Origin of the sequence: Pseudomonas sp. R5(2019) (assembly GCF_009905435.1) — a bacterium.
Lineage (GTDB): Bacteria > Pseudomonadota > Gammaproteobacteria > Pseudomonadales > Pseudomonadaceae > Aquipseudomonas.
Genome location: NZ_JAAAMT010000035.1, coordinates 51,564 through 62,686, shown reverse-complemented (window position 1 = coordinate 62,686; position 11,123 = coordinate 51,564). Strand labels below are relative to the sequence as shown.

Genomic DNA, 11,123 nt, shown 5'->3' with positions numbered 1-11,123 from the left:
GAGGCCGGTGATATCAACGACAAGCCTTGGGAGTGCGGGTGGTTTCAGAGTCGCCGGGGCCGCTTCGCAGCCCATCGCGGCCAGGTCCGCTCCTACATGGACGTCTGTGTTCCGATCCTTAACTGACCGGCATTGAGGCTTGCCTGCGATGGGCTGCGAAGCAGACCCTAGGGCCGCTGCGCGCCCCATCGCAGGCAAGCCTGGCTCCTACATTAGACGATTATTTTCGCGCCCAAAAAAATCGCGGCGGTCCGGATATCCGGACCGCCGCGATGGGGTTTGACGCTATGACAACGGATTAGCCGTTGAACACGTCATCCACGCTTTTGAGCGGGTAGTTTTTCGGGTATGGCAGGGTCGCCACACCGGTCTCGATTGCCGCTTTTGCAACAGCGTCGGAGATCACGGTGATCAGGCGGGCGTCCATTGGTTTCGGAATGATGTACTCACGGCCGAATTCCAGGGAGATGCCACCGTAGGCGTCGCAGACTTCCTTCGGTACCGGCAGCTTGGCCAGTTCGCGCAGGGCGTTGGCGGCAGCGATTTTCATTTCTTCGTTGATGCGCTTGGCGCGAACGTCCAGGGCACCACGGAAGATGAACGGGAAACCCAGTACGTTGTTGACCTGGTTCGGGTAGTCCGAACGACCGGTGGCCATGATCACGTCGTCACGGGTGGCGTGCGCCAGCTCTGGCGCGATTTCAGGGTCCGGGTTGGAGCAGGCGAAGACGATCGGGTTGGCCGCCATCGATTTCAGGCCTTCTGCGCTCAGCAGGTTCGGGCCGGACAGACCAACGAACACGTCAGCGCCTTCCAGGGCATCAGCCAGGGTGCGCTTGTCGGTGGCGTGAGCGAAGACCGCCTTGTACTGGTTCAGGTCGTCACGGCCAGCGTGGATCACGCCAGTACGGTCAACCATGAAGATGTTTTCGATCGTGGCACCCATGCTCACCAGCAACTTCATGCAGGAGATGGCGGCAGCGCCGGCGCCCAGGCAGACGATCTTGGCGTCTGCGAGGGTTTTGCCTGCGATTTCCAGGGCGTTGATCATGCCGGCCGCGGTCACGATCGCGGTGCCGTGCTGGTCATCGTGGAACACTGGAATGTCGCACTGCTCGATCAGAGCGCGTTCGATCTCAAAGCATTCAGGTGCCTTGATGTCTTCCAGGTTGATGCCACCGAAGGTGATGGAGATACGCTTGACGGTGTCGATGAAGGCTTGCGGGCTCTCGGAATCGACTTCGATGTCGAACACGTCGATACCGGCGAAACGCTTGAACAGAACGCCCTTGCCTTCCATCACTGGCTTGGAGGCCAGTGGGCCCAGGTCACCCAGGCCGAGGATCGCGGTGCCATCCGAGATGACCGCCACCAGGTTGCCCTTACCGGTGTACTTGTAGGCCAATTCGGGATCACGGGCGATTTCGCGTACTGGCTCGGCAACACCCGGGCTGTAGGCCAGGGACAGGTCGCGGGCAGTGGCGGTAGGTTTGGTGAGTTCTACACTCAGCTTCCCAGGACGTGGCTGGGCATGGTACTCGAGCGCGGCGGTTTTCAAGTCTGACATGTGGGCAATTTCCGCTATTTACTGTTCTGACGGACCGCCGAGGATACGCAAGAAGCCTGAGGCCGACAAGACTGGCCGGTCACTAGTGTCAAGGGCTTTAACCTACGACTTTCTGCCAAGACCCGCAGCCGCCAAGGCCTCATCTGCTCACAATCGACTTTAAAATTGTCCACAATTTTTACTTATCGCTGTACCAGCATCGCGGGATCCGTGAGCGGCAACATCCAGCGCACCTGGCCGTTCTTCGAGCCACCGCGTTTGGAGCGATCAACTATCCAGCCACGGGCCTCGACACGTTGGCCCTTGAGTCGATCCAGGGGTAGATCAGCGAATTTGCCGCTTAACTGAGGTGCAACCCGCAGCACCAACGAACCATCCAGTTCAATCCAGATACCGCCACGATTACGCTGGATATCGCTTACCCGGCCGCTGATCAGCGCAAAACCCGATTGCTTTACCTGCCCTGCCTCCATGACCTGCGGGTTGCGCCACAAACCGACGCCCGCCTGGCGCGCCGACTGTTCGGCCTGTTGCTGACAGTTGACCAAGTCAACATTGGGCGCCACGGCCACCAGGTAGCCCAGACCATCCGCCAGCAGGCGCGACTCGAAATTGTCGCCATTGCTGCCAAACGCATGGGCCAGCGTACGACCGTAGTGATCCTTGGCTTCGGCACCCGGCATCAGGCCGATTCGGCCGTTGCTGGCATCGACCAACGCTTGCAAGCGCTGACGAGCGGCTTCGGCAAAAGGTTCGGTGGTGCGACCCTTGCGGCCGATTTCTGGCGCATTGACGCCGATCAGTCGCACAGAGCGGCCATCCTGCAGGCGCAGGGTGTCGCCATCGACCACTTGTCGGACCTGGACTTGCTGCAGATTGTCGGGCATTGGGCAGTAAGCCTGGGCAGGCGCGAGCCAAACGGCGCCCACAAAAAAGGCGCCCGCGAGGGACGCCTTTTTCAGCACTGCCAAACCCTGTCGGGTCAGGTTCATGCTCAAGCCTTCTTGGCACCGAAAGCACCGAAACGATCGGCGAAGCGCTGAACGCGGCCGCCAGTGTCCAGGGTCTTCTGCTTGCCGGTGTAGAACGGGTGGCATTCGTTGCACACGTCGATTGGCAGAGCTTTACCGTGGGTCGATTTGGTTTCGAACTTGTTACCGCAGCTGCAGGTAACTTCGATGGCAACGTAATGGGGATGAATATCGGCTTTCATGGTCATTTCCTCGACTGCGTGCCGCCACCCAACACCATTGTTGAATACCGCACGTAATTAGGCGGGGGATAATACCAGAGCACGGCGCTGACGCAAGTTGTCGCTTGCACCGGTTGTCGTCTGCTAGGCTGCGCTGCGTCCTACCGTCTGCAGAGAATCTACGCGTGTCCGATGTCATCTTGCGCCTCGCCCTGCCCTCGCCGCTGAGACGCCTGTTCGACTACCGGGCGCCGCGCGGCATCACCAAAGCCATGTTGAGCCCGGGCATGCGCCTGCGGGTGCCCTTTGGCCGCCGCGAAATGATCGGCGTGCTGGTCGAGGTCGCCGACCGCAGCGAAGTGCCGGCCGACAAACTCAAGCCTGCGCTTGAACTGCTCGACCCGGTGTCGCCGCTGCCACCGGCGTTGTTCAAGCTTTGCCTGTGGACCGCACAATATTATCAGCACAGCCTGGGCGACACCTTGAGCTGGGCCTTGCCGGTACTGCTGCGTCAGGGCGAAGCCGCCGAGGCACGCCAGGAGCGCTTCTGGCAAATCGCCGCCGATGCGCGCCTGGACGACCCGCGCATCGCCCGCGCCCCACGCCAGCGCGAAGCCCTCGCCACACTTGGCCAGCACCCCCACGGGGTTGCGCATCCAGTGCTCGGCAAGCTGGGCCTGAGCAAGGACAGCCTCGACCTGCTGCTGGCCAAGGGTTTAGTGACCGTCGAGGTGCGCCGACAGGCCTCGACCGAACGCCATGAGCGTTGGCTGGCGCAGCCTGAGCTGCCGCTCAATGATGAACAGAAAGCCGCGTTCAATGCCGTGCGGGCCGGTTTCGGCAAGTTTCATGCGTTTCTGCTGGCCGGGGTGACCGGCAGCGGCAAGACCGAGGTGTACCTGCAGCTGATCCGCGAAACCCTGGAAGCCGGCAAGCAAGCGCTGATCCTGATTCCCGAGATCAACCTGGGCCCCCAGACCCTGGCCCGCTTCGAGCAGCGCTTCAACGCCCGCATCGCCCTGCTGCATTCGGCGGTCAATGACCGCGAGCGGCTGGACGCCTGGCTGGCGGCGCGTGACGGTGAAGCCGACATTATTATCGGCACCCGCTCGGCCTTGTTCACGCCGATGAAAAACCCTGGCCTGATCATCATCGACGAAGAACACGACGGCTCCTATAAACAGCAGGAAGGCCTGCGCTACCACGCCCGCGACCTGGCGCTGGTGCGTGCCCACCAGGAAAACATTCCGATTCTGCTGGGCTCGGCCACCCCGTCGCTGGAAAGCCTGCACAACGCCCACACCGGCCGCTACGGTCTGCTGTACCTCAAGCATCGAGCCGGTGGCGCCCAACCGCCGCGCTTTCTGCGCCTGGACGTGAAAAGCCGGCCACTGGACAGCGGCATCAGCGGACCGATGCAACAAGCCATCGGCCAGACCCTGGCGGCCGGCCAGCAGGTGCTGGTGTTCCTCAACCGCCGCGGCTTTGCCCCGACCCTGCTCTGCCACGATTGCGGCTGGCTCTCCGAATGCCCGCGCTGCGACGCGCGCATGACCGTGCACCAGCGCTCCAATGAGTTGCGCTGCCACCACTGTGGCTACGACGAACGGGTGCCGCGCCAGTGCCCGCAGTGCAACAAGGTCGACCTGCGCCCGGTAGGCGCCGGCACTGAGCGGGCAGAAGAACGCCTGAGCATCCTGTTCCCGGATTACCCGGTGTTGCGGGTCGACCGCGACAGCACCTCGCGCAAGGACGCAATGAACCAGCTGTTCGCCACGATCCAGCGCGGTCAGCCGTGCATCCTGGTCGGTACCCAGATGCTCGCCAAAGGTCATCATTTTCCCCGGGTGACGCTGGTGTCGATCCTGGATGCCGACGGCGGGCTGTTTTCCGGCGACTTCCGCGCCAGCGAGCGCATGGCGCAGCTGATTGTCCAGGTCGCCGGGCGCGCCGGGCGGGCCGAAGAGCCGGGCAAGGTCATTATCCAGACCCACCTGGCCGATCACCCGCTGCTGGTGCAGCTCACCGAACAGGGCTACTTCGCCTTTGCTGAGCAGGCCTTGAGCGAGCGCCGCGCCGCTGGCCTGCCGCCCTTTGCACACCTGGCCCTGCTGCGCGCCGAAGCGCACAAGCCCGGCCAGGCCGAGGCGTTTCTCGATGAAGCCTGCAGCGAGGCCGAACGCATCGTCGCCGAGCAGGCACTGGGCGGTATCGAATTGCTTGGGCCAGTCCCGGCACCGATGGAACGTCGCGCCGGACGCTACCGCGCTCAGTTACTCTTGCAGGCGAACGCCCGGGCACCGCTGCACCGGTTGATCAGTGCGTGGTTGCTGGTGCTGGAGCAAATGCCGGCTGGCCGGGCGGTGCGCTGGTCGCTGGATGTGGACCCGGTTGACCTCTATTGAGCTAAAAGCTTCGCGGGCAAGCCTTGCTCCACACTTCTGTGGGGAGCAAGGCTTGCCCGCGAAGAGGCCCGAAGCTGCTACAAGAAGCCCAAAGGTTGGCAAGTTCGTACCAGAAACGGATAATGTTCAGTTTTTCCACCTGCGCACCTAAGCGCCACCGCGCTTGCGGTCGAAAGAGAATCCCATGAAAGACACCATTCGCCAGCTGATCCAGAACGCCCTGAACCAACTCGTCAATGAGGGCGTACTGCCTGAAGGGCTGACGCCGGCGATCCAGGTGGAAAACGCCCGGGACAAGACCCACGGCGACTTCGCCAGCAATATCGCGATGATGCTGGCCAAGCCTGCCGGTATGAAACCGCGCGACCTGGCCGACAAAATCATCGCCGCGCTGCCCGCCGATCCGCAGATCAGCAAGGTGGAAATCGCAGGCCCCGGCTTTCTGAACTTCTTCCAGAACACCGACGCCCTGGCCGCGCGCCTGGACGCCGCCCTGGCCGACCCGAAGCTGGGCGTGGCCAAGGCCGGTGCGCAGCAACGCGTGGTAGTCGACCTGTCGGCACCTAACCTGGCCAAGGAAATGCACGTTGGCCATCTGCGCTCGACCATCATCGGTGACGGCGTTGCCCGCGTACTCGAGTTCCTGGGTGACGACGTGATCCGTCAGAACCACGTCGGCGACTGGGGTACCCAGTTCGGTATGCTGCTGGCATACCTGCAGGAAAAACCCGCCACCAGCGATGAGCTGTCGGACCTGGAAAACTTCTACCGCGCCGCCAAGCAACGCTTCGACGAGTCCGAAGAGTTCGCCGACCGCGCCCGTGGCCTGGTGGTCAAGCTGCAAGCCGGCGACGCCGAGTGCCTGGCGCTGTGGCAGCGCTTCAACGAGATTTCCCTGTCGCACTGCCAGAAGACCTACGACCGCCTCAACGTCAAGTTGACCCCGGCCGACGTCAAGGGCGAAAGCGCCTACAACGATGACCTGGCCAATGTCGTCACTGACCTCAAGGCCAAGGGCCTGCTGGTCGAGAGCAATGGCGCCCAGTGCGTGTTCCTGGAAGAATTCAAGACCGCCGAAGGCACACCGCTGCCGGTGATCGTGCAAAAGGCCGGTGGCGGCTATCTATATGCCACCACTGATCTGGCAGCGGTGCGCTACCGCAGCAACGTGCTCAAGGCCAACCGTGCCTTGTACTTCGTCGACCAGCGCCAGGCCCTGCACTTCCAGCAAGTATTCGAAGTGGCGCGCCGCGCCGGCTTCGTGAGCAACGACATGCAAATGGAACACATGGGCTTTGGCACCATGAACGGCGCCGATGGCCGCCCGTTCAAGACCCGCGACGGCGGCACGGTCAAACTGATCGACCTGCTCGACGAAGCCCAAGAGCGCGCCTACGCCCTGGTCAAGGAAAAGAACCCGGAACTGCCAGAGGCTGACCTGCGCAACATCGCCAAGGTGGTCGGCATCGGCGCGGTCAAATACGCCGACCTGTCCAAGCACCGCACCAGCGACTACAGCTTCAACTTCGACCTGATGCTGAACTTCGAAGGCAACACCGCCCCTTACCTGCTCTACGCCTACACCCGCGTGGCCGGTGTGTTCCGCAAGCTGGGCAAGGACTTCAGCGAAGTCGAGGGTCAGATTCAGCTGGCCGCGCCGCAGGAACAAGAGTTGGCGGCACGCCTGGCGCAGTTCGGCGAAGTGCTGAACAACGTCGCGGAAAAAGGCACCCCGCACATTCTCTGCACCTACCTGTACGATGTGGCCGGCCTGTTCTCCAGCTTCTACGAGAACTGCCCGATCCTCGCGGCCGACACCCCGGAACAACAGCAGAGCCGCCTGCGCCTGGCGGCCCTGACCGGTCGCACTCTCAAGCAAGGCCTGGAGCTGCTGGGTCTGGAAACCCTGGAGCGTATGTAAGTTGGCTGCCAAGAAAAAACCTGCACCCAAGCGTGGCGCCAGCCGTTATCAAGCCCCTGCAAAGAAGCCGGTCCCGGGCTGGATGTGGATGGCGATCGGCCTCACCGTCGGCGCCTTTATCGTGTTTCTGATGAAGCTCGAACCGGGTCGCGATGAGGTCAAGCGCGTCAAGGCCGAGGACGCCAAGGCGGCGAAAATCGCCGAGGCCAACAAGACGCCGCCCAGCCCACAGCAACCGGTGAAGCCCAAGTACGACTTCTACACCTTGCTGCCGGAATCGGAAGTGATCGTGCCGCCCGAAGCCGTGCCGGAGAAAACCCCGCCGGTACCGGCCCAGGCGCCGGTGACGCCGGCAGAAGCGGCGAAGATCGACACCGCCCGTGCGGTCGCCGCCCTGAGCGGTCAGACCCCGCCCCCGGCGCCACCGGTGATCAAGCCGGCAGCGACCACGCAGTTCTTCCTGCAGGCGGGCTCGTTCCGCAAGCAGACCGAAGCGGACAAGGTGCGGGCGCAGATCATTCTGCTGGGGCAGTCGGTGCAGGTTGAATCCGGCACGGTCAAGGACGAGATCTGGTACCGCGTGCTGGTCGGCCCGTTCAGCAACCGCGAGCAGCTGACCACCGCCCAGAAGCAACTGGCAGGCAGCGGCTTCAGCAACCTGTTGCTGCAACAGCGCCAAACCCGCCAGTAAGCACCACATGGAACCCATGTAGGAGCGGACCTGGCCGCGATGGCATCACCGCGGTGTATCTGATACACCGCGTTGCCTGCATCGCGAGCAAGCTTTGCTCCCACACCGATCTACATAATTGCCGAAACTGCGGTGCTTTTGGTTTTGTGGGAGCAAGGCTTGCCTGCGATGGCATCACCGCGGTGTATCTGATACACCGCGGCGCCGGCATCGCGAGCAAGCTTTGCCACAGAGTCCACTCAAGTCTGGAGTGATGACGGAGGGCCGGACGCCGTGGCGAAGATCTCAGCCAGCCAGTCCACGTATACCCTCACCCTGGGCGACATCTGCCGGTTCTGCGGGTACAGCACCGACACCGGCATCGGTGGGGTGGGCTATGGGGCAGCACTACCTTGAGCAAGCCTTGTGAGATCTGCGTCGCCACTCGGTAATATGGCACCTGAATCAGCCCGAGTCCGGCAATGCCACAGGCGGTGTAGGTTTCGGCACCGTACACCGCCACGGCCCCCTCGATTTGAATTTCTTGTACCTGGCAGCGCTGCACGAACTCGAACGGAAAATGCTTACCCGTGGCGCTGGACACGTAGTTGACCACCCGATGCTGACTCAGATCACTCAGCATCCGCGGTTCACCGTATTTGCGCAGGTACGCGGGGCTGGCACAGGTCACTTGCTCAAGCGTGGCCACGCGCCGACCGATCAGCGACGAATCCCCCAACGTGCCCGCCCGCAACACACAATCCACGCCTTCGGCGATCAGGTCGACAAAACGATCCGCCTCACTGATCGACAGTTCGATGTCCGGGTAGCGCTCCAGAAACGCCGGCAGCGCGGGTATCACGAAGTGCTTTGCCAGAGTGCCCTGCAGTCGACCCGCAAGCGGCCCTTGGGTGCCACCGAGCGGAAGGCCAGCTCGGCATCTTCCAGCTCGGCGAGCAGCTGCACGCAACGCCGGTAATAGGCTTCGCCATCCAGCGTCGGACGCACCCGGCGAGTGCTGCGCTCAAGCAGGTGCGTACCAAGCCAGGCCTCGAACTGGTTCATGCTGTGGGTCAGGGTGGCGCGTGGGATGCCCAGGAGCCGCCGGATCACGGTCAACGCGGTAGCCCCGGGGCCGGTTGCCACCGAGCTGTTCCTGAACGGCAAGAGTGAAGAGCAGATCCAGCAGTTCGCCAACATGCCGCCGCTGCAGCGCCTGGGGCAACTGGAGGACATCAGCGCTGTGGTGGCCTTTCTGGTGGGCGCCGATGGCGGCTGGATCAACGGGCAGATCCTGCGCGCCAACGGCGGGCTGGTCTGACGTCAGCGCACCAGGTGCAGGAACTGCATGTGGCGTTCGTACTGGTCGAGAACGTCGTTGATGATCTGCTCCTTGCTGTAGCCGACCAGGTCATAGCCTTGGCTGCCTTCGCTCAGGTGCACTTCGGCGCGGTAGTAGCGACGGTTCTTCAGATCGTGGCTGCCCATGCCGCCACGGGCGAAGGACGGCGTGAAGTAGCCGCGCATCTGCACCTGATAGACGAACGGTCGCTCTTCACCGTGGCCGATTTCCAGGCTGACGCTGTCGTGGCCCGGGTCTTCGGCGGTGCTGACTTTCAGGCCCTTCTCGGCGAACACCGCAGTGACCTCGGCGATGGCTGGCCGTACGTGGGTGTCCATGAACCGGTACACCTCGTCGCGCGACGGGAAGTGCACGGCCTGGCTCAAACGCTGACGCCAACTGCTGCGCCGTGAGGTAGACACAGGCGCGAGCGAATACATCTGGGCAATTTGACGTTGCGACTCCAGGTAAAACGCCTTGTGCAGCCCCCACATCATGGCCAACAGAATCAACGAGAACGGCAGCGAGGTCAGCACCACGGCAGACTTGAGCGAATCGATGCTGCCGGCGAACAACAGCCCGCTGGTCACCAGTGCGGTCATCGCGCCCCAGAACACCCGCAGCCAGTTCGGCCCGTCTTCATCCGGGTTGCCGCCACGCGCCGAGAGGGTCGAAAGCACCACGGTGCCGGAGTCGGCCGAGGTGACGAAGAACACGAAGCTGATAAACACAGTGACGGCGATCACGGTTTTGCTGAACGGGTAGGTTTCCAGCAGCAGGTACAGCGTCATCGACGGATCATCCAGCGCCGATTGCCCCAGCGCGCTCATGCCATGGCCCAGCACTTGCTCGATGGCGCTGTTGCCGAAGATCGACATCCACGCCAGGGTGAAGCCCAGTGGAATCAGCAGCACGCCAAAGACAAATTCACGGATGGTCCGACCACGGGAAATCCGCGCGATAAACAGGCCCACGAACGGCGCCCAGGCAATCCACCAGGCCCAATAGAAGATGGTCCAGTCGCCCAGCCAGCTGCTGGATTCGTCGTACGCGTAAAGGTCAAAGCTCTTGGTCGGCAGCGCGCCCAGGTAGTCGCCCAGGTTCTGGATCAGCGTGTTGAGCAGGTGCTGAGTGGGGCCGGCGAACAGTACGAATAACAGCAGCGCGCAGGCCAGCAGCATGTTGATGTCGGACATCACCCGCACGCCCTTGTCGACCCCGGCCACGGCCACGATGATCGCCGCGCCCATCATCAGCGTGATCAGGGCCACCTGCACCCATTGGCTGTGGGAGAGGCCAAACAGATAATCCAGGCCGGCATTGAGGTGCAGCACGCCAAAACCCATGTCGGCACCCAGGCCGAACACGGTGGCGATAATCCCGAAACCATCGACGGCATAGCCGATGGGGCCGTTGATGCGCTTGCCGATCAGCGGGTACAGCGCCGAACGCAGGGCCAGCGGCAAATTGTGTCGATAGGCGAAATAGGCCAGGGCCATGCCGACAAAGGCGAACACCCCCCAACCGTGCAGGCCCCAGTGCAGGAACAGCAACTGCATGGCCTGGCGCGCAGCCGCTTCACCGCCCGCCTCGCCTTGTGGCGGCTGGAGCATGTGGGTCAGAGGTTCGGACACGCAGAAGAAGAACAGGGTGATGCTGATGCCGGCGGCGAACAGCATGCCGGCCCAGGACAAGTAGCTGAATTCGGGCTCGTCGTGGTCGGCGCCGAGCTTGATCTTGCCATAGCCAGACAAGGCGGTGACCACCACGAAGACCAGATACAGCGTCATCGCCAGCATGTAATACCAGCCAACGGTGTTGGCAGCCCAGTTTTGCGCCGCCAGCAGCCACCGGCCGGCTTGTTCGGGCATGGCGATGACCACCAGGCCAAACAACAGGATAAAGCTGGCCGCGAAGTAGAACACGGGCGGGTTCATGCGGACTTTGCCGCTGGAAGCTGAAGAGGGTGCACTCATGCGCGGTGCACCTCGCGAGGTCGGGAAAGGGCTGAATAGAGCGGGTTCAG

General features: G+C 62.7%; 7 protein-coding genes and 2 pseudogenes. 4 read left to right on the top strand and 5 right to left on the bottom strand.

What is annotated here, in order from left to right; genetic code table 11:
• Window positions 1-298 precede the first annotated feature (298 nt).
• The 3 genes from GUY40_RS20345 to rpmE form a co-directional block, all read right to left on the bottom strand.
• Window positions 299-1,567 carry a malic enzyme-like NAD(P)-binding protein gene (locus tag GUY40_RS20345; RefSeq protein ID WP_166570701.1) on the bottom strand — a complete coding sequence of 423 codons (1,269 nt, stop codon included), beginning with the start codon at window positions 1,565-1,567 and terminating at the stop codon, window positions 299-301.
• Window positions 1,568-1,749: 182 nt separating this feature from the next.
• Window positions 1,750-2,559: a thermonuclease family protein gene (locus GUY40_RS20340; RefSeq protein WP_178117896.1), complete on the bottom strand. Its 810-nt coding sequence runs from the start codon at window positions 2,557-2,559 to the stop codon at window positions 1,750-1,752.
• 2 nt (window positions 2,560-2,561) lie between these two features.
• Window positions 2,562-2,780 carry a 50S ribosomal protein L31 gene (gene rpmE, locus GUY40_RS20335; protein ID WP_166570700.1) on the bottom strand — a complete coding sequence of 73 codons (219 nt, stop codon included), beginning with the start codon at window positions 2,778-2,780 and terminating at the stop codon, window positions 2,562-2,564.
• 164 nt (window positions 2,781-2,944) lie between these two features.
• On the opposite strand from rpmE, the gene GUY40_RS20330 reads away from it, so the two are divergent.
• The 3 genes from GUY40_RS20330 (at window position 2,945) to GUY40_RS20320 (ending at window position 7,776) form a co-directional block, all read left to right on the top strand.
• The gene (locus tag GUY40_RS20330; protein ID WP_166570699.1) at window positions 2,945-5,164 is read left to right on the top strand and encodes a primosomal protein N'; all 2,220 of its coding nucleotides are present in this window, start codon (window positions 2,945-2,947) and stop codon (window positions 5,162-5,164) included.
• A 184-nt stretch (window positions 5,165-5,348) separates the two neighbouring features.
• Complete coding sequence (argS, locus tag GUY40_RS20325) at window positions 5,349-7,085, top strand: arginine--tRNA ligase (RefSeq protein WP_166570698.1); 1,737 nt, start codon at window positions 5,349-5,351, stop codon at window positions 7,083-7,085.
• A gap of 1 nt (window position 7,086) precedes the next feature.
• The gene (locus GUY40_RS20320; RefSeq protein WP_166570697.1) at window positions 7,087-7,776 is read left to right on the top strand and encodes an SPOR domain-containing protein; all 690 of its coding nucleotides are present in this window, start codon (window positions 7,087-7,089) and stop codon (window positions 7,774-7,776) included.
• Window positions 7,777-8,015: 239 nt separating this feature from the next.
• On the opposite strand, the pseudogene GUY40_RS20315 reads toward GUY40_RS20320, so the two are convergent.
• A pseudogene (locus GUY40_RS20315) lies at window positions 8,016-8,853 on the bottom strand (LysR substrate-binding domain-containing protein); the annotation flags it as partial.
• Here GUY40_RS20315 and GUY40_RS20310 point away from each other — a divergent pair.
• Window positions 8,852-9,076: pseudogene (locus tag GUY40_RS20310) on the top strand (SDR family oxidoreductase); the annotation flags it as partial. The pseudogenes GUY40_RS20315 and GUY40_RS20310 sit on opposite strands and share 2 nt — an antisense overlap.
• 2 nt (window positions 9,077-9,078) lie before the next feature.
• On the opposite strand, the gene betT reads toward GUY40_RS20310, so the two are convergent.
• Window positions 9,079-11,073, bottom strand: coding sequence for a choline transporter BetT (gene betT, locus GUY40_RS20305; RefSeq protein WP_166570696.1), 1,995 nt, complete (start codon window positions 11,071-11,073; stop codon window positions 9,079-9,081).
• Window positions 11,074-11,123: the final 50 nt, after the last annotated feature.

What these genes read in the sequence shown, in the direction of transcription:
- argS (WP_166570698.1), top strand. Translation starts at nt 5,349, where the DNA reads ATGAAAGACACCATTCGCCAGCTGATCCAGAACGCCCTGAACCAACTC.
- GUY40_RS20345 (WP_166570701.1), bottom strand. Translation starts at nt 1,567, where the DNA reads ATGTCAGACTTGAAAACCGCCGCGCTCGAGTACCATGCCCAGCCACGT.
- rpmE (WP_166570700.1), bottom strand. Translation starts at nt 2,780, where the DNA reads ATGAAAGCCGATATTCATCCCCATTACGTTGCCATCGAAGTTACCTGC.
- betT (WP_166570696.1), bottom strand. Translation starts at nt 11,073, where the DNA reads ATGAGTGCACCCTCTTCAGCTTCCAGCGGCAAAGTCCGCATGAACCCG.
- GUY40_RS20340 (WP_178117896.1), bottom strand. Translation starts at nt 2,559, where the DNA reads ATGAACCTGACCCGACAGGGTTTGGCAGTGCTGAAAAAGGCGTCCCTC.